Here is a 26,845-nt window from a genome sequence, read left to right on the forward strand (position 1 = left end):
CATGATCACCGCCATCGATTCACAAGCTACGGAAGAACAGTTGGTCCGCCGCATCGCGGAAGGACGGGACCGCATCCGCAAGGAACTCGCGAAGGTCATCCGCGGGCAGGAAGACGTCATCGAGCTGCTGCTCATCGCGCTGCTTTCCGGCGGACATGCGCTGATCACCGGCGCGCCCGGCTTGGCGAAGACGCTGCTCATTCAATCGACCGCGCGGTTGTTTCACCTGTCCTTCAACCGCATCCAATTCACGCCGGACCTGATGCCCGCGGACATCACCGGCACCGAGATCCTCGGCGAGTCGCCGGATGGCGGACGCCGCTTGGAATTCGTGAAGGGGCCGCTGTTCGCCAACCTCATCCTCGCGGACGAGATCAACCGCACGCCGCCGAAGACCCAATCCGCGTTGTTAGAAGCGATGCAAGAGCACCAGGTCACCGCGGCCGGCGTCCGCTACCCTTTGGAAGAGCCCTTCTTCGTGCTGGCCACCAAGAACCCGGTGGAAATGGAAGGCACCTATCCGCTGCCTGAGGCGCAGCTCGACCGCTTCATGTTCGACATCCGCATCGACTACCTAAGCGAGGATGACGAGGTGGCGGTGGTCACCAGCACCACCTCGAAGCGGCCGGAGCCGATCCAGGCGCTCTTCACCGGCGAGGACCTGATGGCCTTCCACGAAATTGTTAGAAAAGTGCCGATCGCCGAGGAGACCGCCCGCTACGCCGTGCGCCTAGTGGGTGCCTCGCGGCCGCACCGCCCGGGCTCGCCGGACTTCATCAGTGAATGGGTGAACTGGGGTGCCGGCCTCCGCGCCGCGCAATGCCTGGTCATCGGCGGCAAGGCGCGCGCCCTGCTCGCCGGCCGCTCGCACGTCACGCCGGACGACATCCGAGCCCTCGCCCACCCCGTCCTGCGCCACCGCATCCTGCCAAATTTCCGCGCCGAGGCCGAAGGTGTGACGCCGGAGGGCATCGTGGACCGGCTGCTGAAGCATGTGCCACTTCCCTGATGAACCCCAACCCCTCACCCCCCCGCCCTTCCAACTTCGCCGATCCGGTGGCGTTGATGCGTGTCCGCAGCCTTGAGTTGCGCGCACGCACGGTGGTGGAGGGGTTCTGGAAGGGCCTCCACCGCAGCCCTCGCCACGGCTTCTCCGCGGAGTTCGCGGAGTACCGGCAGTATGTGCCGGGCGATGACATCCGCTACCTCGACTGGAAGGTGCTCGCGCGGCGGGACAAGTGCTTCATCCGGAAATTCCGCGAGGAGACGAACCTGCGCTGTCACATTCTGTTAGATCTGAGCAAGTCAATGGGCTACGGCTCGAAGACCTACACCAAGCTCGAATACGCCCGCACGCTCGCCGCGACTCTGGCGATGTTCCTGCACCAGCAGGGCGATGAAATCGGGCTGCTTACCTTCGATGAAGTGGCGCGCGATTACCTGCCACCGCGCCATCGTACCGGACACCTCCACGCCATTCTCGCCGCGCTCGACCGCCCCGCGCTCGGCCTGGGTGCCGCGCTGCATTCCCCGGTCGATGCGATCTTGTCGCGCGGCCGGATGCGCGGGCTGGTGTTCGTGATTTCCGATTTCCTCACCCCTCTAACAGAACTGAAGGCCCCGCTGTCCGCGCTCGCCGCGTGCGGGCACGACATCAGCCTGATGCAGACGCTCGATCCGGCGGAGATCCATTTCACCTTCGACTCCGCGGTGAACTTCGAGGACATGGAATCCGGCCGCGTCCTGCCTGCCGATCCCGAGCGCCTGCGCGCCGGATACCTGAAGAAATTCGAAGCCCACCAGCAGGGTCTCAAGTCGCTCTGCGATACGCTCGGCATCCTGCACCACCAACTGCCGACCGACCAGCCGCTGGAAACCGCCCTCCACTCCTTCCTCTCCGACCGCCAGTCGCTCGGCCAACGCATCTCGCGCAGTCGCAGCACCTGAAATCGCATCGTGGCCTTCCTCGCACCATTGTTCCTCGCCGGACTGGCAGCCCTCGCGCTGCCGGTCCTGCTGCATTTGCGAAAGAACCGGCCGAAGGAAACGGTCGCGTTTTCCTCGCTGATGTTCTTCGAGGACCAGCCCCCGATCACCAAGCGCCGCTCGCGCTTGCAGGACATTCTTTTGCTCATCCTGCGCTGCCTCGCGATCGCGCTCATGATCCTCGCCTTTGCGCGGCCCTTCTTCCCGGCGAAGGAAGACACCCCTGCCGTGCCCGGCGGATCGACGACGCACTTCATCCTCATCGACACCAGCGCGAGCATGCGCGGCGAGCCCTTGGAGAAGGCCGTCACCGCCGCCCGCGAGGCCATCAAGGAACTGCCGGAAGACGACGCCATCGCGCTCGCCACCTTTTCCCACCAGCTCCACATTTTGTTAGATCCCGAGCGCGCCCGCGGCCTCGTGCCCGGCGAGCGCAAGTCCACGGCGCTCTCCCTGCTCGGCGAAGTGAAGGCCGGCTGGCAGGCGACCCGCCTCGACTCCGCGCTGCTGTCCGCCGTCGCCGCAGCCGCCAGCGAGGCACCGCTCCAGGTCCACGTCTTCGGCGATCTTCAAAAGGGCTCCACGCTGGATCGCCTGCGCGGCGAATCTTGGCCGGATGCCCTGCGATTCATCCTTCATCCCCTCGCCCCGCCGGATGCCTGGACCAATGCCGGCGTGCAGATGTTGCCCCCGGAAAAGCAAGTCCGCCGCGCCCGCGTCAGCAATGCCGAAGGCTCGTCGAAGGCGGACTTCACGCTCGAATGGAGCGGCAGCACGGCGAAGACCACCATCTCCGTCCCGGCGGGCGAGAGCGCGATCTTCGATGCGCCCGAGGGAGTACCCGCCGAGGGCAAGGTCACCCTCACCGGCGATGACTTCGCCTTCGACAACGAAGCCGCGTGGACCACGGCGACAATGCCTGTCGTGAAGATCTGGCACCCGAATCCAAGCGAGGTCACCGACACCACGGAGACCACCTACTTCCTCCACCGCGCCATGCAGCCGACCGCGGACTACACGGTCGAGATCGTCACTGCGCCGCCTGCCGATTCCCCCGCTCTAACAATCACCGACGGCAAGCCGGGAGACATCACCGTCTTGCGCAAGGTGATCGAAGCCGGTGGCACCGCGCTGCTCACCCTGCGCGATGCCGAATCCTCGAAAGTGCTCTCGGAGCTTTTCAACGTGCCCGATGCCAAGGCCACCGAGGCCGTGATAAAGGATCATGCGCGCTTTGGTGAGATCGATTTCAAGTCCCCGGTTTTCGCGCCCTTCGCCGATCCGCGCTACTCGGACTTCAGCGGCATTCGCATTTGGAAATACCGCGCGCTTCCAGAAGCCCTCGTTTCGCCGGGCAAGGTGCTCGCCCGCTACGACAGCGGCGATCCGGCATGGCTGAGCTACCAACTCGGCGAGGGAACGCTCCATGTCCTGACCACCACCTGGCGTCCCTCCGATAGCCAGCTCGCTCTCACAACGAAATTCGCGCCGCTGCTTCATTCGCTGATCGCGAACGCGGGCCAGGGACGCGGCGTGTATTTCGTCGGTCACGATGGCATCGAAACTCCCGGCATCCATGCCGCGGGTGACCGCCGCGTCGCGATCCAGATCGACCCTTCCGAATCCGAACTCACGCCGCTGCCCGAGGCCGATCTCCGCGCGCTCGGCCTGCCGCTCGATGAGCCGGTGATCGCGGCGGACAAGACCGTGACCGCCACCCTTTCAAGTGCCGAACAGGAAAGCCGCCAACGCGTCGGCTGGTGGCTGCTTGCCGCCGCCGCGCTCTTCTTCCTCGCTGAAACCGCCTGGGCTGCCATCGCCGGCAGCCGCGCCAACCCCGCCACCACATGATCCGTCGACTGCACGCCATCCTAGCCGAGATCGCACGGCGACGACAGCAGCAACGCCTCCACGGCGGCCTCGCCGTCACCTGGTGGCTGGGCCTTTTCGCCGGTATTCTCCTGTGGCGCTCCGGGGTCCCGGTGACCACTTTGGCCAAGACCTTGCTGCCGCTGTTAGGCGTCGCGTCCGCCGCCATCTGGTGGTGGAGCCGCAGCGGCATGGGTGATCCCCGCCGCGTCGCGAAGCTCGTCGAGACGAAGCACCCGGAGTTGAAAACCGCGCTCCTCGCCGCGCTCGACCAGAATCCCGAGAACGGTCCGCTCAACTACCTCCAGCTTCGCCTCATCGTCGAGTCGCTCGCCGCAGCGGAGCGCGACCAATGGCTCGAGCTGGTGCCGCAGCCGCGCCTAACAGGACTGCGCGCGCTGAATCTCGCCGGCGTCGCGCTGCTTGCGTTGACCTTCGTGTCGCTCCTGATCCCCGTCGGGAGTCATGTCGCCAGCACCCCGCCCGCGGAGGAATCGGCCGCGACCGTCTCGCCACTGGAGATCGCCGTCGAACCGGGCGATGTCGAGATCGAGCGCGGCAGTCCTCTCACCGTCCAAGCCCGCTTCGGCGCGAATATCCCCGCCGAGGCCTCGCTCGAAACGACCGATGAGGCCGGCCAGGTCCGCACCATCCCGATGACCCGGCCCTTCACCGAGCCGGTATTCCAGGCCCGCCTCTCCGCCGTTCCCGGCCCAATGGACTACCGCATCGTGACCACCGGCGGAAGCAGCCAGAGCTTCAAGGTCCGCGTGTTTGACCTGCCCGCGCTGGTGAGCTCGCAGGCGGTGCTGACCTTCCCCGCGCATCTTGAAAAGCCGCCGGAGACGATCAAGGACCCGCGTTCCATCCGGGTGCCCGAGCGCACCGGCATCGCGCTCTCCTTCACTGCAAATCTGCCCGGCCTCACCGCCACCCTGGCCGCGAAGGACAAGGAGCCGTTGAAACTTACCGCCGACTCCGCCAATCCCGCGCGCTATCTCATCGATCTAACACCGAAGGAAAGCGTGCGCTACGAGCTCGTCCTCACCGACAGCGCCGGCCGCCGGAACTCACGCAAGGACCTGCTCGACATCAAGGTGCTGCCTAACAAGGCACCCATCGTGAAGGTGGTGCTGCCCCAGCGGAACGACAAGGCGACGCCCATCCAGGAGGTCCGCCTCGAAGCAAAGATCACCGATGATACCGGGCTGCTCGCGCAAGGGCTGCGCTACACGCTCGATGGCGAGAAGTGGCACGAGATCGAGACCCCTCTCGCTACCGGCGAAAAGCTGCCGCCGCTTTCCCAACTGATCGACCTCGAAGCCGCGGGGGCAAAGCCCAAGGACATCCTGATGTGGAATGCATGGGCCGAGGACATGGGCTCGCATGGCGAGAAGCGCCGCGTGAATGGAGACATCCACATCGTCCGCGTCCGCGATTTCGACGAGATCTACCGCCAGCAAGCCGCGCCACCGGGAGGCGAGCAGGAGCAGCAGCAACCAGCCGGAGCGGAAGGCGCGCAAGGCGGTGGTGCCGCCGACCTGATCAAGACCCAGACCCAGATCCTCAATGCGACGTGGGCCATTCGTCGCGATCACGCCGAGATCAGCGACACGCCGCCGGAGTCGGATGAACTTGAAACCCTGCGGCGTTCGCAGGAGATCGCCATCGAGACCGCCACCGCGATGGAGGCGGAGCAGACCAATCCCTCCGTCCGCCAGCATCTCACCGACGCGCGCCTCGCGATGAAGGAGGCGCTCGGCGAACTCACCACAGCGCGGGAGAAAACTTCCGCCGCTCCTCTGGAGGATGCCATCCGCCACGAGCAAGTCGCGCTGCGGCATCTCTATCAGCTCATGAGTTCCGAGACAATGATCATGACCGGCCAGAACGCCGGCCAGCAATCGTCATCGTCCTCCGAGGAGATGCCGCGGGATGAACTCGAAATCGAGCAAAAGGAGACACCCTATCAGGCCGAGCGGCAGGCCCGTCCCGAAACGCCTGCGGGCGAAGCGGCGCAGGCGATGGACACGCTGCGCAAGCTCGAGGAACTCGCGAAGCGCCAGCGCGATCTCAACGAGGAAATCCAGGCGCTTCAAAACGCGCTCGCCGAAGCGAACACGCCCGAGGAACGCGCCGAGGTCGAGCGCCAGCTCAAGCAGCTACGCGAACAACAGCGCGAGCTGTTAGCCGATGTGGACCAGCTTCGCGAGGAGACCAACGACCCTGCCCGCGATGCGGCTCAACAGCCGCGGAGCGAGATGCTCGACGAAGCCCGCGAACGCGCGCAACAGGCGAACGAGCAGCTTTCGGAGAACAAGCTAGGCGAGGCCTTGGCCGCGGGTCGTCGGACGCAGGAATCCTTGGAGGAAGTCCACGATGATTTCCGCGAGAACAGCTCCGCGCAGTTGGCTGAAGAACTCCGGGATCTCCGGCAGGATGCCCGCGCCTTGGAAGAGCGGCAGCAACAGCTCGCCGAGTCCGGCACTCAGGAGGAGGCGCCGCGTGCGCCTCGTTTGCGCGAGTCGGACGCCGCCACGCCCGAGATCGCCCAGCAGCGCGAGGATCTACAGAAGCTGATGGATTCCGTCCGCGAGACCGCGGAATCCGCCGAGCGTGCCGAGCCGTTGGTTTCAAAGGATCTTTCCGAAGCGCTCCGCGGCGCCGAGCAAAACCAGATCGCCCGCTCGCTTGAACAGATGGAGCAAGCCGGTGGCAACAGCCCCGCCGCCGAACGCGCGGCCGAAGGAATCGCCGATCTAACACGAGAGATCGAGGGAGCCGCCGAGCGCGTCCTTGGCGACGAGGCGCAGGCACTCCGCTATGCGCGTGATCAGCTTCAGCAGCTTGCCGAACAAGCCGCGGGCGAAGGTCAACCCGGTGAACAAGCGGGCACCCAACCGGGACAAGAAAACCAACCCGGGCAACAACCCGGGCAACAACCCGGTGAAGACCAGCCCAGTGAACAAGCAGGTAACCAACCGGGCCAAGGAAACCAGCCCGGACAACCACCCGGTGAAGGCCAGCCCGGTGAGCAAGCAGGCAACCAACCGGGACAAGGCAATCAGCCCGGACAACAACCCGGCGAAGGCCAGCCCGGCGAGCAAGAAGGCAACCAACCGGGACAAGGCAATCAGCCCGGACAACAACCCGGTGAAGGCCAGCCCGGTGAGCGAGCAGGCAACCAACCGGGACAAGGCAATCAGCCCGGACAACAACCCGGTGAAGGTCAGCCCGGCGAGCAAGCTGGCAACCAACCGGGTCAAGGTAACCAACCCGGACAGCAACCGGGCGAAGGTCAGCCCGGCGAACAGACTGGTAACCAACCGGGACAAGGAAACCAGCCTGGTGAACAAGCCGGCAACCAACCGGGACAGGGCAACCAGCCCGGACAACGACCCGGACAAGGCCAGCCCGGTGAACAAGCCGGAGAACAACCCGGCGAACAAGCGGGCAACCAACCGGGGCAAGGAAACCAGCCCGACGATCCGCGACAAGCCCAAGGCAATCGCCCGGGCCGCGGCTCTAACACCTCCGGCGGCGGCAATGGCCGCGGCGGTTCCCGCAATTCCCCGATCACCGGCGAAGAATTCCAGGAGTGGAGCGAGCGCCTCGCCGATCTAGAAACGCTGGTCGAGGATCCCGAGGCTCAGGCAGCCGTCGCCCGAGCCCGCCAGGCGAGCCGCGAGATGAGGCGCGATTTCACCCGCCACTCGGTCGAGCCCGGACAGGACAAGCTCGACAAGGAAGTCGTCCGCCCGCTCGCCGAGGCAGCCCGCAAGATTGATGCCCGCTTGCGCGAACTCGATCGCAAGGACCCGCTTGCTCCGGTCGGCCGCGATCCCGTGCCGGAGCGCTACGACGACCTCGTCCGCCGCTATTTTGAAGAACTGGGGAAATGACCGGCATCCCCATCATCGCAGACACCAGGATCGTCTGGCCCGAGAGCGGGTGGATCTTGCCCGGCATCATCGCGCTCGCCGTCATCGCCGCCGCGTTGTTCATCAGCTATCGCGGCAAGCCGTGGATTCCCGTGCGCATTCGCTGGCTGGCCGGCAGCCTGAAGTGGCTCGGCTTCGCGCTGCTGCTGTTCTTCCTGCTGCGCCCGGAGATCGTCCGCACCCACAATCGTCCCGGCACCAACCATTGGGCGGTTCTGTTAGACAACAGCCGCAGCATGACGTTGCAGGATCAGGATGATGGCAAGTCCCGCGCCGACCGGGTGAAGGCCCTGTTAGAGCCCGAGCCGGAAGGCTGGCAGGAAAAGCTCGGCAAGGATTTTATCCTCGACCGCTTCTCCTTCGACCAACGCCTTCACCACCGTGCACCGCTGGACTTCGGGGGCAATGCCTCGGCCCTCGCACGCTCGCTTGGCGAAGTGCGCGACCGATATCAGGGCCGGCCGCTCGCCGGCATCCTCGTCGTCACCGATGGCAGCCCCACCGATACCGCCGCACTCGAGGGGATGCATGCAGGCCTGCCGCCGGTCTTCCCGCTCGTCATCGCACCGGATAAGCCGCTGTTAGATCTGTCCGTCGCCAGCGCCACCGCCCGCGCCACCTTGTTCGAAGACGCACCGGTCATCGTCGATGCCTCGATCTCCGCGCTCGGCCTCGCGGGCAAGACCGTGATCGCCACCGTGAAGGAACATGGCGGCGAGGTGCTGGAAGAAATGCGCCACGATTTCGCCGAAGACCAGGGCACATGGAATCCACGCTTCCAGGTTCGCCCGGAGGCCACCGGCACCGCATTCCTCGAGGTCGAGGTGAAGCCCGTTGATCCACTCCAGGAAGCCACGCTTGAGAATAACCGCCGCATGGTCGCCGCCAACCGCGACAGCGGCCCGTATCGCGTGCTCTATCTCGGCGGCCGTCCGAATTTCGAGCACAAGTTTCTGCAGCGCGCGCTAGAGGAAGACCCGGATGTCAGCCTGACCAGCCTCATCCGCATCGCGCGGCGCGAGCCGAAGTTCCAGATGAAGAGCCGTGAGGGCGAGACCAGCAATCCGCTCTATCGTGGCTTCGAGGATCAGGAAGAAGCCGAGCGTTTCGACGAGGTCGTCTTCATCCGCCTCAACACGAAGGAAGGCGACGAGCTCGACGGCGGCTTCCCGAAGACGACCGGCGGTTTGTTTCCCTTCGATGCGGTGATCCTCGATGACGTCGAAGCGGAGTTCTTCACCCGCGACCAGCAGCGCCTGCTCCAGCGCTATGTCTCCGAGCGCGGCGGCAGCGTGCTCATGCTCGGCGGCATGGAGTCGCTCGATGCCGGCGGCTACCACGACACCGCGATCGGCGAGATGCTGCCGGTTTACCTCGATCCCGCGACGCCCGGCGAAGAGCCGATTTCCGGGCGCTTCGGGCTGACCCGCGAGGGTCTGTTAGAGCCATGGGCGCGCCTGCGGAAGACCGAGGCCGAGGAAGAGCGCCGCCTGCGCGACATGCCGGAGTTCCAGAACATCCACCGCCTGCCCGCGATCCGTCCCGGCGCGATGGAGGTCGGCAAGTTCGACTCCGCCGATGCGAGCAGTGCCGCGCTGGTCGTGCGCCGCTATGGGCGCGGGCATACCGCGATGATCGCCGCCACCGATCTCTGGCGCTGGGGCCTTCGCGATCCCGCCTCGCATGCCGACATGGACAAGACATGGCGGCAGCTGACCCGCTGGCTGCTGTCCGATGTGCCCCGCCCGCTCGCCGTGAAAGTGGAAGCCGCGGCCAATGGCCAGCTCGTCACGACCCGTCTGTTAGGCGAGGACTTCCTGCCGGTGGAGTCCGGCGGCGTCTCGCTGCGCGTGCGTCGGCCTGACGACACCTGGACCAGTCTTTCCCCACGACCGAATGCCGAGACGACCGGCCTCCTCGAAGTGCTTCACACCGACACCGCGCCCGGCCCCTACCTTGCCGAAGCCACCACCCGCGCCACCGCGACCAAGCCCGCCCAGACCGCCCGCACCGGCTGGGTGGTGAATGCCCTGCAGGACGAATACCTCGCCCTCAAGCCGGATATGGAAGCGATGAATCGCCTCGCCACTACCACCGGCGGACGCGTGCTTTCGACGGGCGGCTTGGATGAATTTGTTAGATCGCTCGCCGACCTGCCGGTGCCAATCACCGAGACCCGCTCCGAGCCGCTGTGGCATTCGCCATGGTGGCTCGCAGCCGCGCTCGCCTGCTTCATCGGCGAGTGGTCGCTGCGCCGCTGGAAGAAACTCCCATGAAGACCTTGTTGCTGCTGTACCTGCTGATCGCCACGGCCCCGCTGCTGCGGGCGGAGGAGAAACGCGCCCTGCTCATCGTGATCGGCGAGCCTGGCAATGCACTCTATCAGGAAGAATTCCAGCGGCAGGCCAAGGTCTGGCAGGATCTCGCGGCGAAGGCGAAGATGGATGCCGATACCATCGGCCTCGGTGACGAGCCCTCCGACGGCGACCGGCCCGGCCTTGAGAAAGCCATCGCCGACATGCCGAAAAACGACGGTGACCTGTGGCTCGTGTGGATCGGCCACGGCACCTTCGACGGCCGCGCCGCGAAGTTCAACCTGCGCGGCCCGGACATCGAAGCCACGGCAGTCGCCGAGCTTCTCAAACCCTTCCAGCAGCGGCTCATCGTCCTGAATCTCTTCTCCGCCAGTGGCCCCTTCGTCGCCCCGCTCTCCGGCAAGAACCGAGTGGTCGTCAGCGCCAGCCGCGGCGGCGAAAAGAACTACTCCCGCCTCGGCGAAAAGCTCGCGAACTCCCTCGGCTCCGCGGATGCCGACCTCGATCTCGATGGCTCGCTCTCCCTGTTAGAAGCCATCCTCCACGCCTCCGCCGCGGCCAAGGCCTTCTACGACGATGCCCAGCGCGTCGTCGCCGAGCACGCCGTGATCGATGACAATGGCGATGGCCGCGGCACCGGCACCGACAAGTTCAAGGGTCTGCGCGCCGATGGAGCCGCGCCCGATGGAGCCCTGTCCCGCGAGATTTATTTCCTCGGCGACAGCGCCGACCCGCTCACGCCCGAGGCCCGCGAAGAACGAACCAAGCTGGAATCCGAGATCGAAGCGCTGCGCCAGCGGAAGAAGGACGTGGCGGAAGATGACTACTACGCCGAGTTGGAACCGCTGATGCGCCGGATGGCCAAGCTCTACGGCAAGTAGCCCACCGGCTCACAACCGCGGATCGAAGACAAAGCGCTCCGCCTTGCTCACCTTCAGCTTCGTAGCCTGCGGATGACGAGGATTGAACAACAGATTCCTCTCCCGCGGAACAACCACGCTTGGCAGCACAAGCCCGACCGCACGCTCCTTGGCCAGCCACGCGGCCCCATAGCGCCTCGCCGTCACGGACGAAGGTTGGTCACGCCAGCCATCCGGCAAGGCACGTGCCGGCTCGACCCACTCGTCCGGCACGTCCACCGGAATGACCCGCCACTCCAAGGCAAGCGCCTCCCTTGGGGCATGCACGAGGATCTCCAGTGCCGCCAAGGCCCGCGACTCCGCCAGATAGATCGCCGCGATACCGGGTGGATTCCACCGCCCCCCGTAAAGACGCGCGCCTTCGCCGTCCATCGCCGTGGCCGCCCAACGCTCCTGCACGATCCGGAACCAGAGCGCCATCTCAGTTAAGAAAACACGCCGTGTTCAATGCGTCCAAGTAGCGCCTCCACTTCCCGGGCCCCGACCTCGGTGTCCGCAAAATCCAGCGGGCTCTCCCCGTGGAAAGCAATCGCCGGGGCAGACAGCCACCTCCGCGCCGAGTCCGCACTATCGAAAACCGCCTCCGCCCGGTTCAGCAGCCGCGCATAGCGCACCAGCCGGTCCGAGGCCGCGCGATCCAGCGTGCCACCCGTCTTGCGCCGGTGCAGCGTGGCCCGCGACATCCCGAGCAGTCCGGCCAGCCGTTCCTCGGTGAGCCCGAGCATTTCGCGCAGCGTGTGGAACTCGGTCATGGGCAGCCCGTCCCGCACCTTGTCGATCATGTAGGCGGCTTCCGGTTCGCGGAGCACGGAGCCCTTGGAGCGCTCATCTATCTCCTCCGCGTAGGCGATTTGCTCCGGCGGGGGCGGCGGTGCTGGCGCCCCCTTGCCCTTTTTCAGCGCATCACGATAGCTGACCTTCCGTCTCATATGAAGTACCCTATTCCTTCATTTGCCCCATCACAAGCATTTACCCCCCTCCCGCATTTCCCTTTCGGTGCCGTCCCATTCCCCTTGCGCCGCGGCGTGTGCCCCGTAGCCTCGCGGCACCATGCTCGCGCGTCTCGTTTTCCCGCTCGCCTTGCTTGTGGCAGGTCCAGTCCTCGCCCAAACGGCAGCCCCGATCCCGATGACCCCGCCCGGGGCTCCCTCGGACATCTACCGCTCGGTCGTCCGGATCGAGGCCGCGGCCCAGGTCCCGGACTACCAGACGCCGTGGAATAGCGGCCGCTTCGGCGGCGGCATCGGCACCGGCTTCGTCATCGGGAAGAACCAGTTCCTCACCAATGCCCACGTCGTTTCCAATGCCCGCCGCCTGCTGATCACCATCCACGGCAGCCCGCGGAAATACCCGGCGAAGGTGAAGCACATCGCCCATGACTGCGACCTCGCCCTTCTTGAAGTGGAGGACTTCTCCGATTTCGCGAAGTTTCCGGTATTCTCCCTCGGCGAGGTGCCCCAGCTCGAAAGCCAGGTCCGCGTGATCGGCTACCCCATCGGCGGCGAGCGCCTGTCGGTCACCCGCGGCGTCGTCTCGCGCATCGACTTCTCCTCCTACTCCCACTCGCGCGCCGACCAGCACCTCATCGTGCAGATCGATGCCGCCATCAATCCCGGCAACTCCGGCGGCCCGGTGGTGCAGGAGGGCAAAGTCGTCGGCGTCGCCTTCCAAGGCCTGCGCCAGGCGGACAATACCGGCTACATCATTCCCACGCCCGTCATCCGCCGCTTCCTCAAGGACATCGAGGACGGCCACTACGACCACTACGTGGACCTCGGCGTCTCCACCTTCCCGCTCTACAATCCCGCCATGCGCCAGGCGCTGAAGCTGAAGGACGATGGCAATGGCGTGCTAGTCACCGACGTCACCCCCACCGGCTCCTGCGACGGCGTGCTCAAACCCGGCGACGTGCTCGTCTCCATCGACGGCCACGAAGTCGACAGCGCCGGCCAGATCCTGCTCGATGGCGAGAAGGTCGACCTCAACGAAGTCGTCGAGCGCAAGTTCGCCGGTGACAAGGTCGCCCTGCGCTGGCTCAGCGAAGGCACCTGGAATGACAAGGACGTCGAGCTCAAGCCGCTGCCACCGGCGCGCATGTATGCCATCCAGTATGAAAAGAAGCCGCGCTACACCGTCTTCGCCGGACTCGTTTTCCAACCGCTCGACACCAATCTCTTCGCCACCACCAAGCTCGACGACGTCAACGTCCGCCGCCTCTACAGCGACTACGTGCCAAAGGGCATCTTCACCGAGCGCCAGGACGTCGTGCTTCTCACGCGCATCGAGAGCGATCCCGTGAATAGCCAGCTCGGCGGCTTCACCGGCAAGGCTGTGGACAAGATCAACGGCACCGTGGTCAAGAGCCTCAAGCACGCCCACGAGCTCCTCAATCCCGCCACGCCGCCTGAGTTCTTCGTCATCGAGCTGTTCGGCTCGCCGCGGCCCGTCGTTCTCCCCGGCAATGCCATCGCCGCCGCCAACAAGCGGGTGAGCGAAACCTACGCCATCGATCAACTTTCCAATCTCGAAGAGTGAATCCCGCCATGCGTCCTCACCTGTTGCTCCCGCTCTTGCTCCTTTCCGCCTGCGATCGCCCGCAGGCTCCGGTCGCATCCGCTGCTCCTGCGCCCGCCCCGGTGCTTCCCGGTCCGGTCCCGGCTCCGAACCCCGACGAGATTTTGTCCTCGGTCATCCGCATCAACACGACCCAACAGTCGTGGGACCAAGCCGAGCCGTGGCAAAAGAACACCCCGGGCAAGCGCCGCGCGCTCGGGGCCATCGTCGGCAACAGTCTCGTGCTCACCACCGCGGAAATGGCGGTCGATGCCACGTTGATCGAACTCGAGTCCCCCGATGGCAAACGGCTGGCCACCGCGAAGACCATGGCTGTCGACTACGAAGCGAACCTCGCTCTGTTAGGTCTCGCCTCGGAAAGCGACGCCAAGTTCTTCGAAGGCACCAAGCCCCTCGAAATTGCCGCACCGCCGAAGCCCGGCGACCTGGTCGATATCCTGCAGGTCGAGGAGAATGGCACCCCGCTCATCACCAGCGGCGGCATCCAGAGCATCGACGTCGTCTCGAATTTCCTGCCCGGCCAATTCTTCCTCACCTACGAGGTGAAGGCCTCGATGCAAAGCGCCGCCAGCAGCTTCTCGCTGCCCGTGCTGCGCGACGGCAAGCTCGCCGGCATCCTGAGCAGCTACGACGCCAAGGACCAGATCAGCGACGTCACCGCCACCGATCTCGTCGCCCGCTTCGTGAAAGAAGGAGCGGACGGCGACTACGCCGGCTTCCCCTCGCTCGGCATTTCCATCAGCCGCACGGAGGACCCGAACTTCCGCCTCTTCCTGAAGCTCCCCGATGACGGCGGCGGACTCTACGTTTCGAAGGTCCGCGCCGGTGGTGCCGCCGATAAAGCCGGCCTCAAGAAGGGCGACGTGATCCTTACCATCGACGGCCACGACATCGATCGCCTCGGCTACTTCAAGGACCCGCATTATGGTCGCCTCTACTGGAGCCACCTCGTCCGCGGGGCGAAGGCCAGTGGCGACAAGGTCGGCCTCACAGTCCAACGCGATGGCAAGCCGCTCGAAATCGCCGCCGTGCTCGACCGCCGCGACGAAGCCGACCAACTCGTGCCCGGGTATTCCTTTGGCAAGGCCCCGTCCTTCCTCGTCAAGGGCGGCCTCATCTTCCAGGAGCTCACCCGCCCGCTGCTCGAGTCCTTCGGCAACGAATGGCAGTCCCGCGCCCCGCTCAACCTGCTGGACGTCTTCGAAAATCCCGAGAAATACGAATCCCGCGGCCGTCGCATTGTCTTCCTCTCCAATGTGATCCCCACCCCCGCCACAGTCGGCTACGAGCCTCTCCAGAGCATGATCGTAACCAAGGTCAACGGCAAGGACATCAAGGACATGAAGACCCTCGTCGAGGCCTTCAAGACCCCGGCCGCCGATGGCTTGCACTCGATCGAATTCGACGAGGAAAAGTTCCACGTTTACCTCGACGAGAGCGTTTCCGACACGGTGGACAAGCAACTCCTCCAACGCGGTCTGCCCCGTCTTTCCCGGGCGGAGGACTGATGGCGGGCGGCGTGATTTTCCTGTAATTTTCCGGTTGTCAAAACCCGGTCGGCCACCCTTAATCCCGCCCCACCTCGCAGGGGAAACAAGGCTCAGTAGCTCAGTCGGTAGAGCAGCGGATTGAAAATCCGCGTGTCGGCGGTTCGATTCCGTCCTGAGCCACTTCCCCTACAGAAAGAAAGGACCGCGGCACATGCCACGGTCCTTTTTCTTTGGCCGGATCGGCTCACCAGCGGCACTCGATACCTGCAAAGACTCCGCGGCCGTCGCCGGGCAGGAACTGGCGTTGGTCGGTGCCATTCGCGTTTTCGATCACGCCGGTGGTGGCGGCGTAGCCTTCGTCGGTGAGGTTCTTGCCCTCGATGAACCATGAGATCCCCTCTTCCACGCGGCGGCCGAATTTGAAGCCGAGGAGGGCATAGGGGTCGGCGGAGAAGGTGTTGCGGTGGTCGATCCATGACTCCACCGGCACCCACTCGAAGGTCGGGCCGGCGTACCAGCCCGACTCGTTCTCCCACATCAACTCGCCGCGGATCAGGTGCTCCGGCAGACCGGCGATCTGGTTGTCACCGTAGGTCGGGTCCTTGTCGAAATGGTAGTCGCCGTAGGTCCACGCAGTGCGGAAGACCAGGCGCTGCGCCGGGTTGTCCTCCCACGCGCAACCTAACAGATCGACCTCGCCCGCCAGCTCCACTCCCTGGTGGATGGTCTGGTCGGCATTGATCGTGCCGGTCGCGCCGATGGCGGCGGGCGGCGGGAGCTGGACGGTCAGCAACTCGTCATCGATCTCGGCGCGATAGACGGAGAGGTCCCAACGCGCGAAGCCCACGGCACCACGCGTGCCGAGTTCGAAGGTGGTCGCTCCCTGCGCTTCGTTCGCGACCACGGCGGTGCCGGATTCGCTGAAAGACGGCGGCTCGTAGCTGCCGCTCACATTGGCATAGACCTGCGTCGTCTTCTCTTCGTCGGCATCCCAGCGCACGCCGATCTTCGGCGAGAGGTTGTCGTAGGTACGATCATGGCTGCTGTTGGCAAGCGTGGGGCCGAAGACGCGACGGGTTTCGCGCTCATTGCGCGAGGCGGCGGCACCCAGCACACCGGTGAAGCCGGCACCGAGCTCGAGCTGGCTTTCGAAAAACGCCTCGAGGTTGGTCGCGGTCTGTTCGTCCTTTTGGAGCAGCGCCGTGCGATGACCGCCTACGTTCGTGTAGTTCGCTGCGTTCGTCTCGCCGCGCAGGAAAAGCAGGCCCGCACGGAATCGTTGCTCGCGCTCGAACAGATCGTCGGTGTTGGTGAAGACGACGCCTAACAGCCCGTCGTTCGACTTCTGGTCGATCACCTGGAAAATCGGATGATCGAGATCCTTGTAGGTCCACGCCGCGATGAAATCGACGGCGCTGTTGCCATTCTCCACCGTGGTCTTGCTCGCGAGCCGGAACAGCTCGAAGTCGCGCTTCTGATCCTGGGTAATGTTCGCCGGTGCGGCCTTTCGCGGATCGAGTTCCAGCTCGGCTTTCGTCAGATTGCCCGGCAGCTCTGAATCGGTGACCACGGAGGTGAGATAGACGCGGGTTTCCACATGATCGGCGATCTGCCAGCCGAAGTTGGCGAAGAGCCGCTGGTTGTCCTGGTCGGCATGATGGCGGAAGCCCTCCTGCGACTGCTGCGAAAGGCTGAAGTACAGATCCTTCGAGCCCTCGCTGAAGCCGCTCGCAAAGCGTGCCCGCAGGTAGCCGAAGGAGCCCGCCTCCAAGCGCGCGGAATAACCCGGCGAGGTCAGGCCGGTGTGGGAAACGTAGTCGATCGCGCCACCCAGCGTCGATGAGCCGTAGGCCAGCGCATTCCCGCCGCGCCAGACATTGATGTACGATGCGGATAGTGGATCGAGCGCCTGGAAGTCGAAGCCGCCGTCGGCCAGATTCAGCGGCACGCCGTCTTGCAAGACGCGGATGCCGCGACCGTGAAAGGTCCGTTGTAGACCAGAGCCACGGATCGAAAGCCGCGCCTCATCCGAGCCGAAACGCGGCTGGGCGAACACCCCGGCAGACAGGGCGAACGTATCGGCCACCGTGCTGGCGCGGCCGGTGAGATAGCGCTCGGCATCGACGACCTCGACGCCGCCGGGAGTTTTCTCAAGGTCAGCTCGGCTGATCTCGGGCGTCGGGACGGTGAGCGAGGGCTTATTCGCCACCGTGGCCTCGACGACCATGGCATCGAGTTGATCAGGCGACTGGGATTGGGCGTGAAGAAGGGAAACGAGCGAGCCGCCGATACCGGCAACCGTGAGGATGGAAGTTTTCAAAATGGATCATGAGTGAAGATGGAAGGCGCGGCAGGACCGGGACGGCACGCGGACACGAGTGTCCCCGGAGGAAATCGTGGCGCGGCGAGTGGGCCTGCCTCTGAGCGTTCTGTTAGAGAAGACGTGCAGCCGTCACCTGGCGCGGTCTGGCTGAAGCCGGGACTACGAACGATGCGACGCGGAGTCCTATCAGGACAAGCACCTTGGCGGCGGCACCGGCGGCGCGTACGTACCGGCTTCAACGGGCAAACTCATGCCCTGAAATGTCACCTCTGGGGTCTCCGTGAACCGCGGTGGCAAGAGTGCCAGCGGCAATGACGACGGGAGCATCTCCTTCAGCAATTTCACCGTCGGCGAAGCCGGCAGCTCCTTCGACTGGCCCTCGGACTTCTTCGCCTCGGCAATCTTGCAGCAAAGGGCGCACGGCTTTTCACCGCTGAAGGTTTCCTTCGCCCCCTTGAGCAAGCCATCCTCCTTCGAGTAGCTGACTAACATACCCGCCCACGCGTAGGTCTGCACCAACGCATACGGCCCGCCTGCCAAGTGAATGCTGGCGAACACGGCGAACAGGAGCTGGAAGAGCTTCTTCAGGGGCGTGAAGAGAGCTAAGGAGGCGAGGCTCCGCCATCAAGGCAAAATCGGGTGCTCCTATTGGCGACACGAAACCGAACAGGCCCGGGAGCGCCGGTCTTCCGACCGGCATGAATGGTCCCCAAAGGCACACACAAATCGAAAAGCCCGCTGGGAGCGCGGAGCCTCTGGCCCGCAGAAGCACCTCACCGCTCCGCTTTCCCTTTTGACTCCGCCCTCGCCTCCCGCGTTGTCACCATCGCGCCTATCGAAAGTCCTCTCACCGCCGGATCACATGCACGCCCTTCTTGCTCCCCGCTGCAAACTCCAGCCGACCATCCCCATCCAGATCCACGGCCAGCACCTGGCAGCCCACCCCCGAGTCATTGTCGATGACCTCCGCCTCCCAGCGAACCCCGTCGCCATCCTTCCGATTGTAGAAAATCACCGCGAGAGCGGGATCCCGCTCGCCAGGATCATTGCCCATGTGCGCCCAGAAGCGCTTGCCGGTGGTGAAGTCCATGCGGCCATCTTTGTCGAAGTCGCCCGCATCCATCGCGTGGAGCTGGCTGAATTGCAGACCGTTCGCACCGGTCTTGCGCTGATCCTCCGGCAGGATCTCATGGGGGGTGAAAGCCACCTTGCCGTCACTACGATGGTTCTCGTACCAAAACAGCCCGTAGCCATGGCCATTGAGGCTGGTGACCATATCGTTGTCGCCATCCTGATCCACATCGAAGACCAGCATCTGCGCGCCACCGGGACCGGCGAATTCCTCCGGATGCCACGTCCACGCTCCGCCCTTCTCCGCCGGTTGCTCAAACCAGCCATCCTTCTCCACGATGTCCATCTTACCATCGCCGCTCAAGTCCCCCGCCCCCAAACCATGCAGATACGGCGTCCCGGTGCGCTTCTCCGAAATCGCGATGAAGGACCACGGCTTGGTTACGTCCGACCAATCGACCTCCGCGTAGCCGAACTTGCCACCCTGCATGCAGACCATCTCGTTCTTCTTGTCGCCGTCGAGATCGAGCCACAGCGGGCTTTCGTGCGCGGCTTCGGTCATCACCCGGTGGGCAGTCCACTCGCCCTCCTTGCCGGGGTTCAGGTAGAGCGTCATGTCCTTGCCGGGGTGGCTGGCCATGAGGATGTCGTTCTTGCCGTCTCCATTCAGGTCCTCCACCCAGCTCAAAAACGAGTCCTCCATGTAGGCACCGATTGGCATCGCCTTGCCCTCGCGATAAGCCTTCGCTTCCTTGAATTCCGGGCCCTTAAACCAGAAGGCACCGGCGACGAGATCCTTCACCTTGTCGCCATCCAGATCCCCCGCGGCCAGGCCTTCGGTGAGGAAATCCCGCGTGAGCACCTGCTTTTTCCATGCCGGTCTCCCGGGGGTATTGGCGACGGACAGGGCGATGGCAAACAGTCCGGCGGGCAAGAGGATGGCGTGGGCTTTCATCGGGATGGATGGAGAGAACGTCGGGAGAACAGCAGGACTTTCGGCGGAGGCCTTGTGGAAAGAGCGGCTTGAAAAGACCATTCGAGCCGGTCTGAAGACCGGCGCTCCCGGCCGACCTCCGTGCAGCATCACTTCTCCTCTTCCGCCTCCGCCTCGGCAAGCTTCGGTGGGAAAGCTATGAAAAGTCATAGCACGCCGTGGCGCTGAACACCTGCGGACTTGAAAGCCCCGCCGGGACCGTGTCGTTTGGGAGGAACCCCATGAACCGCACCCTGCTCCTCGCCGGCGCCGCCATCGCCTTTCCCGCCTTCGCCAAGGAAGCCCCGCCCCTGCCAGCCGAACTTTCCGCCTACGTGCTGGACCCCGCGCCGGAGCCGGCCGGCCTTCTCTTGAAGAAAGGCGACCGCGTGGCGATCTGCGGCGACTCGATCACCGAGCAAAGGCGCTACTCCGTCATCATGGAGAGCTACCTCACCACCTGCCTGCCGGAACTGGAAATCACCTGCCGCCAGTATGGCTGGAGCGGCGAGCAAGCGCGCGGCTTCCTCGGCCGACTGGAGAGCGATGTACTGCGCTTCAAGCCGACCTTCGCGACCTCCTGCTACGGCATGAATGACTTCCGCTACGTGCCCTACGACGAGGCGATCGCCGCGGAGTATCGCAAGAACGAGACCGCCATGGTGCAGGCGTTCAAGAAGGCCGGCGCCCGCGTGCTGTTAGGCTCGTCTGGCATCATCGATACCGTGCCGCACTGGGTGAAATCAGCCAAGGGTTCCAAGGAAGACCTCAATCTCGCGCTGTCGAAGTTCCGCAATATCGGCATCCAGATCGCCGCGGCGGAGAATGTCGCATTCGCCGATGTCTACCGCCCGATGCTGCTCGCGGACAACCACGCGGAGAAGCTCCATGGTCCGGAGTTCATGGTCGCGGGCAAGGATGGCGTGCATCCCGGCTGGGCGGGTCAGGTCGTGATGGCCTACGCCTTCCTGAAGGGCATGGGCATCGATGGTGACCTCGGCACGATCACGCTCGGCCGCTCCGGCAAGGCAACAGCCACCGAAGGCCACAAGATCGTCTCCGACGACGGCGGCAAGATCACGATCAAGAGCACCAAGCTGCCCTTCAGCCCCGGTCCCGGCGACGTGAAGAACGACGACTCGATCCGCGCCGGACTCGCGCTGGTGCCGTTCGATGACGAGCTGAACCGCTTCATCCTGAAGATCGACTTCCCCTCCGCCACGAACTACGACGTGACGTGGGGAGAGACGACCAAGACCTACACCGCGGACCACCTCAAGCAGGGCGTGAACCTGGCGAAGGACTTCGAGAATCATCCGCTGTTGCCCGCCTTCAAGAAGGTCTGGGACGCGGTGGCGGCGAAGCAGGACTACGAGACCCGCCAGATCAAATCGCTGGTTCACGGGCCCGAAGGCGCGGCGGATCTCGATGCGACCTTCGCCCTCACCGAGAAGGTCCGCACCAAGCTCGCGAAGGCGGTCGCCGATGCGAAACAGCCCGCCGAGCACGTGATCACTGTCACGGCGAAGTGAGCGCTTCATCGACAGACGGCGGATCCGTGCCATCGTGCCCGGCATGACTCGACGTGATACCTTCCGTCTGATGGCCGGTGGTCTGGCAATGAGCCAGGTCGCCGCCCAGGAACCCGCCGCTGCGATGATGACCCGCCTCATCCCCTCCTCCGGTGAGAAGCTGCCCGTCATCGGCATGGGCACGTGGCAGACCTTCGACGTCGCGGACCCCGCGCCATTGGAGGAAGTGCTGAAGGTCTTCTCCGAACTCGGCGGCAAGCTACTGGATTCCTCGCCGATGTATGGCAAGTCCGAGCAAGTCGCGGGCGATCTGATCGGGAAGCTTGGTTTGCGGGACAAGCTCTTCATTGCCACCAAGGTGTGGACCAAGGGCGAGGCGGAGGGCATCGCGCAGATGGATGCCTCGATGAAGAAGCTGCGCGCCAAGCCGATCGACTTGATGCAGGTGCACAATCTCCTCGATGTCGGGGCACATCTCGACACCTTGCGCGGGTGGAAGAAGGACGGCCTCGTCCGCTATCTCGGCATCACCCACTACACGGCCAGCCAACATGAAGCGGTCGCGAAGCTGGTTGCTTCCGAGACGCTCGATTTCCTGCAGATCAACTACTCGCTCGGCGAGCGTGAGGCGGAGGACAAGCTGCTTCCGCTCGCCAAGGATCGAGGTGTCGCGGTCATCGCGAATCGTCCCTTCGCGGGCGGCGAGTTGTTCAAGAAACTCCGCGAGAAACCGCTGCCCGGTTGGGCGAAGGAGATCGACTGCGAAAGCTGGGCGCAGGTGATGCTGAAGTTCGTGGTCTCCCACCCCGCCATGACCTGCGCGATCCCGGCCACGTCAAAGGTGGCACACCTCCGCGACAACATGAAGGCCGGCATTGGCACGATGCCGGACGAAGCGATGCGGAAGCGGATCGCGGCGGAGGTCACCTGAGCGCTCCGCCCGATAAAGCCGAAGGCCCTCGGACTGCTGCGATTTTTTCGCAGCTCTCGAATGAATCTAACGGCCGGCCACTCGCAAAAGGATTGAGGCGATCCCGGAGGATCGCCTCATCGCACCAAAGCACCCAGCCGCACCCTCCACTCAAAAGCTGCGAACAATCGCAGCAGTCCGAGGGCGGCGCAGCGGCCACAACTTGGTGCCGCCTATAGGCCTCACCCCATCGCCTTCTCCATCAGCGCATTCATCCGCTTGACCGTCTCGCGCGCATCATCGAGCAATCCCGCAGCAATCAGGGCGTTGTCGAAAAGCTGGCCGGCCACGAGCTTCGCCAGCTCCGGATTCGTCTCGCTGGTCTCGGCGAGCTTCTTCACCAGCGGGTGGCGCGGGTTGATCTCCAGCTCGACCTTCACCTCATCCTGGAAGTTCTCGTCCATCGCCTTCATCATCCGGCGCATCTGTGGCGTCATGCCGTCCTGCGGCACCAGCGCGATCACCGGGCTGTCCACGAGGCGCTTGCCGCTGGCGACGCTGGTGACCTTGCCGCCAAGTTCCTCCTTGAGAAACGCGCACAGCTTCTCGGTCGCCTCCGCGCCAAGGGCATCGCCTTCACTCTCGCTGTCATCCAGCTCCAGGCCGGCGTGACTGATCGAGACGAGCTTCTTGCCTTCGAACTCGCCGAGCGACTCGACCACATATTCGTCCACCGGATCGGTGAAGTACACGACCTCCAGACCGCGCGCCTTGAACGCCTCGATATACGGGCTGGTCTCAAGCTGCGCCCGGCTCGCACCGACGATGTAGTAAATCTTGTCCTGACCATCCTTCGCACGGGTGACGTAGTCGGCAAAGCTGGAGAGCTTGCCGTCCTCCGTCATCGAGGACTCGAAGCGCAGCAGCTTCGCGAGGCTTTCCTTGTTCGCATAGTCGGTGGCCACGCCCTCCTTAAAGAAGCGGTCGAACTTCCGGTAGAAGGCCTGGTACTTCTCAGGGTCCGCCTCGGCTTCTTTCTCGAACATCTTCACCATGCGCTTGGAGATCACGCTGCCGAGCTTCCGCACCAACGCGCTGTCCTGCATGGTCTCGCGCGAAATATTCAGCGGCAGGTCGGCGCTATCGATCACGCCCTTCAGGAATCGCATCCACTCCGGCAGCAGGCCCTTCGGCGCGGGATCAATGAGCACCTTCTTGCAATACAGCGCCACGGCCGGCTCGGTCTTCTGCATGCCCCAGCGCTCCATGTTTTCATCGGGCACGAAGATCAGCGCATTGATCGCCAGCGGTGCATCCGCAGTGAAATGCAGGCGGTAGGCGGGATCATTGTAGGCGTGGCAGGCGAACTCGAAGAAGGCCTTGTATTCCGCCTCCGTGATGTCGGCCTTGTTCTTCAGCCACAGTGCCTCGACCTTGTTGACGCGCTCGCCATTCAGGAGAATCGGGAAGCCGACGAAATTGCTGTAACGCTCGATGAGGTGCTTAACCCGAGCCTCCTCGGCATACTCGGCGTGCTCCTCCTTCAGGTGAAGCACGAGCTTCACGCCGCGCTCAAGTCCGCTTGCTTCCTCGATCGAGTAGCCGCTGACGCCGTCGCTGGTCCACAGCAGGTCCTCGCCATTCTCGCGCCACGAGCGGGTGAAAACCTCCACCTTGTCCGCGACCATGAAGGCCGAGTAGAAGCCCACGCCGAACTGGCCGATCATGTTCGCCGGGGAGTTCCCGCTTTCCTTCATCGCGGTGAGGAAGGCCTTGGTGCCCGAGTGGGCGATGGTGCCCAGATTCTCCACCAGCTCGCCGCGGGTCATGCCGATGCCGCGGTCGGCGATCGTCACGGTGCGGGCCTCGGTGTCGGTGGTGATGTGGATCTCCAGCGGCAGCGCGGCATCGTGGATGTCCTTCTCCGTGCCCTGGAGATGGCGCAGCTTCTCCATCGAGTCCGAGGCATTCGACACCAGTTCGCGGAGGAAAATCTCGCGGTCGGTGTAGAGCGAGTGGACGACGAGGTCGAGGAGCTGCTTGATTTCAGCTTGGAAGGAGTGCGTTTCGAGAGTGGCTTCGCTCATTGGGAGAGTGGTTTGGGGCCGCGAAAATAGCGGGCGAATCCCGCCTGTCAAAGGGCGAGAGCGACCGTCGGAGAGACATTTTTCGACCGCGACTGGACGCGAATGGACGTCAGTTTCCAGAACCCAGCTCACGAACTTCCCGGTCGATCACGGGCACCCCACCCGAAATCCTCATTTTCCCAAGCTCTCATTCGCGTTCATTGGCGTCCATTCGCGGTTTCCCACCCGCATAAATTCTTTTGTGGTGCCATCACGCATCCTTGCTTTGGTGCAGGCGAAGCGCCTAAAAAATCGGGAAACCCGGAATAGCCATGTCAGAAAACCCGCCCCGCCGCCCCCGCATCCTCGTCGTCACCCCGGAGATCACCTACCTGCCGGAGGGGATGGGAAACCTCGCCCAGCGCATGTGCGCGAAGGCTGGCGGCCTCGCCGACGTCTCAGCCTCGCTGGTCAAGGCCCTCTACGACCAAGGCGCCGACGTCCACGTCGCGCTGCCAAATTACCGCCGGATGTTCCACCAGGATGTCGCCAGCGTCTTCGACAATGAGTTCCAGAAAGTCAGCAGCGCCCTGCCGGAGCAGCGCATTCACCTCGCCCAAGACCGCGTCTTTTACCACCGCTCCAGCGTCTATGGCGCGGAGAATCACCTGATCGCCCTGGCCTTCCAGCGCGAGGTGATCAACCACACGCTTCCGCAGGTGCGGCCGGACTTGATCCACTGCAATGACTGGATGACCGGCCTCATCCCCGCGGTGGCGAAGCAATACGGGATCAAATCGCTCTTCACCGTCCACAACATCCATTCCGAGCACCTCGCTCTCGCCCAGATCGAGGACCGCGGAATCGATGCCGCCGCATTCTGGCAGCACTGCTACTTCCGCCGCGCGCCATGGAACTACGAGGAAAGCCGCGCCAACAATCCCGTGGACCTGCTGACTACCGGCATCCTCTCCGCCGACCACGTGAACACCGTCAGCCCGACCTTCCTCGAGGAGATCGTCCACGGCAGCCACCACTTCATCCCGGATGCGATCCGCAACCAGCTCCGGGACAAGTATCGCGACGGCCGCGCCACCGGCATCCTGAATGCACCCGACCCGGTCTTCGACCCCGCGTCCGACCCCTACCTGAAGAGCCACTTCACAGCGGCTACCCATGCCGAGGGTAAGCGCCTGAACAAGCTGGAACTCCAGGAGCGGCTCGGCCTGATGGGCGATCCGGATGTGCCGCTGTTCTTCTGGCCCTCGCGCCTCGATCCCGTGCAGAAGGGCTGCCAACTCCTCGGCGAGATCCTTCACGACATCGTCACCCGCCATCGCCTCCAGATCGCGATTGTCGCCAGCGGAGCCTACAAGAACCACTTCCACGACATCGTGAACCGGCATCGCTTCCACGATCGCGTGGCGGTGCGGGACTTCGATGAAGGGATCTCGCACCTCGGCTACGCGGCCAGCGATTTCATCTTCATGCCCTCGTCCTTCGAGCCCTGCGGCCTGCCCCAGATGATCGCGCCGAAGTATGGCAGCCTGACCCTCGCCCACGACACCGGCGGCCTGCACGACACCGTCGATCCCTTCAATGCCGAAGCTGATAGCGGCAATGGCTTCCTCTTCCAGCACTTCAATGGCGACGGCCTGCGCTGGGCGGTGAATGAGGCGATGACCTTCTACCACGGCGGCGCCGAGCACCGCGCCCATCACCTCGCCCGCATCATGAAGGAATCCGCAGCCCGCTTCAATCACGAGGCCACCGCCGCGGCCTACATCAAGCGCTACGAACAGATGCTGGAGACCGAGGTGACGGCGTGAAGGTGGGAGCGCGCCCCCGCTGGGAACGCGGAGCCTCCGTCCCGCAGAAGCGAGCTTTCAGGCGGACATCCACGCACGAGCCCGTGTGGAGATTCGAAGCATATTCTTTGTCCCAATGGGACGACTCATAAAAGCCCGGCACAGAGTGCCGGGTAGCATGCCCAAGGCCATCGCGTCACAACGTGACGCCTTATGCTTCTGGCGGCGGGTTGGTGAGCAACCGGCTCACATAGGCATCGATGAGCCGTCCGCTCTCTCCGATCCCGCCAACCTAAACGGGCGCATCCTCCGACCTGATCATGCTCAGCGATGGCTTGGTCTGACAGGGTGCGATGGGGGTGGTTCATTAGACTGCCGGACCATGGTCAGCGGCGGAAGAAGGCAAGTGCTCACGCCCGAATCGGGATGCCGAGTGATCCGGCGATACGCTGCAGCCGCGGGAGGAAATGTTCGTTCGAGTCCGAAAGCGCTTCAGCCATCTTCGCTTCCGCCTCTGAGGGCAACCCCGCGAGATGAAAGGCGGCGGCCGCCTTGAAGTAGGTCTTCTCTTTCTCGAACTCTCTCGCCAATCCCTCGAAGGAATCCATCCTCTCCAACCATGGCATTCCATGATCCGCAAGCTCGGCAAATAGCTCGTCCGCCAAAGTATCGGGCGGCATCAACGGCGTGACCTTCCACCAGTGGTCTTGTCCCCCCGGACGGAGTTGGCCGATCCGTGCACGGGGCGAGCAGTCATACTCCTTGAGCTTCCCTTTCAATGGGCTCTCGCCGAGTGCCTGGCGGAGTTCCTCTACGAACACCCCGAGATTCAAAGTGACTCTTGCGTCGTCGGCGGTATTCCAACTTGAGAGCTGGAGGTTGATCACCTGAGGCCACTTCGATGCCCTCACCCAGGTGCTGCCGTCTTTGCGGAAACCCAGGCCTTTCAGGTGCAGTGCGTGCAGCGCCGAGATGGCTTCCTTGATGACGTTCTGAGCGGTAGGCATGATTCTCACGAGAATCAGCACCGTACGCCCAAGGGCAAGTAAGGATCTCCGGTCAATCGA

At 64.1% G+C, this 26,845-nt stretch carries 18 protein-coding genes and 1 tRNA gene; 12 read left to right on the forward strand and 7 right to left on the reverse strand.

What is annotated here, in order from left to right; translation table 11 throughout:
* Position 1 precedes the first annotated feature (1 nt).
* The 6 genes from OKA05_RS08515 to OKA05_RS08540 are packed head-to-tail and all read left to right on the forward strand — an operon-like array spanning position 2 to position 10,992.
* Positions 2–1,009, forward strand: coding sequence for an AAA family ATPase (locus OKA05_RS08515; protein ID WP_264486704.1), 1,008 nt, complete (start codon positions 2–4; stop codon positions 1,007–1,009).
* Positions 1,009–1,947, forward strand: coding sequence for a DUF58 domain-containing protein (locus OKA05_RS08520; protein ID WP_264486705.1), 939 nt, complete (start codon positions 1,009–1,011; stop codon positions 1,945–1,947). Before OKA05_RS08515 ends, OKA05_RS08520 begins: the two co-directional genes overlap by 1 nt.
* Positions 1,948–1,956: 9 nt before the next feature.
* Entirely contained in the window at positions 1,957–3,837 is a 1,881-nt protein-coding gene (locus OKA05_RS08525; RefSeq protein ID WP_264486706.1) for a vWA domain-containing protein, read from the forward strand.
* Positions 3,834–7,757: a hypothetical protein gene (locus OKA05_RS08530; RefSeq protein ID WP_264486707.1), complete on the forward strand. Its 3,924-nt coding sequence runs from the start codon at positions 3,834–3,836 to the stop codon at positions 7,755–7,757. Before OKA05_RS08525 ends, OKA05_RS08530 begins: the two co-directional genes overlap by 4 nt.
* Entirely contained in the window at positions 7,754–10,072 is a 2,319-nt protein-coding gene (locus OKA05_RS08535) for a hypothetical protein (RefSeq protein WP_264486708.1), read from the forward strand. Before OKA05_RS08530 ends, OKA05_RS08535 begins: the two co-directional genes overlap by 4 nt.
* Positions 10,069–10,992: a hypothetical protein gene (locus OKA05_RS08540; protein ID WP_264486709.1), complete on the forward strand. Its 924-nt coding sequence runs from the start codon at positions 10,069–10,071 to the stop codon at positions 10,990–10,992. The genes OKA05_RS08535 and OKA05_RS08540 overlap by 4 nt, the downstream gene beginning before the upstream one ends.
* A 9-nt stretch (positions 10,993–11,001) precedes the next feature.
* On the opposite strand, the gene OKA05_RS08545 is transcribed toward OKA05_RS08540, so the two are convergent.
* Together OKA05_RS08545 and OKA05_RS08550 are read right to left on the reverse strand one after the other, a co-directional pair.
* Complete coding sequence (locus OKA05_RS08545) at positions 11,002–11,451, reverse strand: RES family NAD+ phosphorylase (RefSeq protein ID WP_264486710.1); 450 nt, start codon at positions 11,449–11,451, stop codon at positions 11,002–11,004.
* A gap of 5 nt (positions 11,452–11,456) precedes the next feature.
* Positions 11,457–11,960 (reverse strand): Xre family toxin-antitoxin system antitoxin, encoded by a 504-nt coding sequence (locus tag OKA05_RS08550; RefSeq protein WP_264486711.1) that lies wholly within the window; start codon positions 11,958–11,960, stop codon positions 11,457–11,459.
* 121 nt (positions 11,961–12,081) lie between these two features.
* On the opposite strand from OKA05_RS08550, the gene OKA05_RS08555 reads away from it, so the two are divergent.
* From OKA05_RS08555 to OKA05_RS08565, 3 genes are all read left to right on the forward strand, one after another.
* Complete coding sequence (locus tag OKA05_RS08555) at positions 12,082–13,566, forward strand: S1C family serine protease (RefSeq protein WP_264486712.1); 1,485 nt, start codon at positions 12,082–12,084, stop codon at positions 13,564–13,566.
* An 8-nt stretch (positions 13,567–13,574) separates the two neighbouring features.
* Positions 13,575–15,113 (forward strand): PDZ domain-containing protein, encoded by a 1,539-nt coding sequence (locus tag OKA05_RS08560; RefSeq protein WP_264486713.1) that lies wholly within the window; start codon positions 13,575–13,577, stop codon positions 15,111–15,113.
* A gap of 89 nt (positions 15,114–15,202) precedes the next feature.
* Positions 15,203–15,275: transfer RNA gene (locus tag OKA05_RS08565), tRNA-Phe, on the forward strand.
* A gap of 64 nt (positions 15,276–15,339) precedes the next feature.
* On the opposite strand, the gene OKA05_RS08570 is transcribed toward OKA05_RS08565, so the two are convergent.
* The 3 genes from OKA05_RS08570 to OKA05_RS08580 all read right to left on the reverse strand — a co-directional run bounded on the left by OKA05_RS08570 (position 15,340) and on the right by OKA05_RS08580 (position 19,444).
* The gene (locus tag OKA05_RS08570) at positions 15,340–17,415 is read right to left on the reverse strand and encodes a TonB-dependent receptor family protein (RefSeq protein WP_264486714.1); all 2,076 of its coding nucleotides are present in this window, start codon (positions 17,413–17,415) and stop codon (positions 15,340–15,342) included.
* Between the two features lie 189 nt (positions 17,416–17,604).
* The gene (locus OKA05_RS08575; RefSeq protein ID WP_264486715.1) at positions 17,605–17,976 is read right to left on the reverse strand and encodes a hypothetical protein; all 372 of its coding nucleotides are present in this window, start codon (positions 17,974–17,976) and stop codon (positions 17,605–17,607) included.
* Between the two features lie 289 nt (positions 17,977–18,265).
* A complete protein-coding gene (locus tag OKA05_RS08580) occupies positions 18,266–19,444 on the reverse strand; it encodes an FG-GAP repeat domain-containing protein (protein ID WP_264486716.1) in 1,179 nt (392 codons plus the stop codon).
* 260 nt (positions 19,445–19,704) lie between these two features.
* On the opposite strand from OKA05_RS08580, the gene OKA05_RS08585 reads away from it, so the two are divergent.
* On the forward strand, positions 19,705–20,994 hold the full coding sequence (locus tag OKA05_RS08585) for an SGNH/GDSL hydrolase family protein (RefSeq protein ID WP_264486717.1): 1,290 nt from the start codon (positions 19,705–19,707) through the stop codon (positions 20,992–20,994).
* Between the two features lie 43 nt (positions 20,995–21,037).
* Complete coding sequence (locus OKA05_RS08590; RefSeq protein WP_264486718.1) at positions 21,038–21,925, forward strand: aldo/keto reductase; 888 nt, start codon at positions 21,038–21,040, stop codon at positions 21,923–21,925.
* A 221-nt stretch (positions 21,926–22,146) separates the two neighbouring features.
* Here OKA05_RS08590 and htpG read toward each other — a convergent pair whose 3' ends face one another.
* Positions 22,147–23,991 carry a molecular chaperone HtpG gene (htpG, locus tag OKA05_RS08595; RefSeq protein WP_264486719.1) on the reverse strand — a complete coding sequence of 615 codons (1,845 nt, stop codon included), beginning with the start codon at positions 23,989–23,991 and terminating at the stop codon, positions 22,147–22,149.
* A gap of 311 nt (positions 23,992–24,302) precedes the next feature.
* Between htpG and OKA05_RS08600 the strand changes: the two genes are divergently transcribed.
* Entirely contained in the window at positions 24,303–25,799 is a 1,497-nt protein-coding gene (locus OKA05_RS08600) for a glycogen synthase (RefSeq protein ID WP_264486720.1), read from the forward strand.
* Positions 25,800–26,188: 389 nt separating this feature from the next.
* Here the strand turns inward: OKA05_RS08600 and OKA05_RS08605 are convergent, their stop codons facing one another.
* On the reverse strand, positions 26,189–26,785 hold the full coding sequence (locus OKA05_RS08605; RefSeq protein WP_264486721.1) for a DUF4304 domain-containing protein: 597 nt from the start codon (positions 26,783–26,785) through the stop codon (positions 26,189–26,191).
* Positions 26,786–26,845: the final 60 nt, after the last annotated feature.

The organism is Luteolibacter arcticus (assembly GCF_025950235.1).
In the GTDB taxonomy this organism is placed as follows: domain Bacteria; phylum Verrucomicrobiota; class Verrucomicrobiia; order Verrucomicrobiales; family Akkermansiaceae; genus Haloferula; species Haloferula arctica.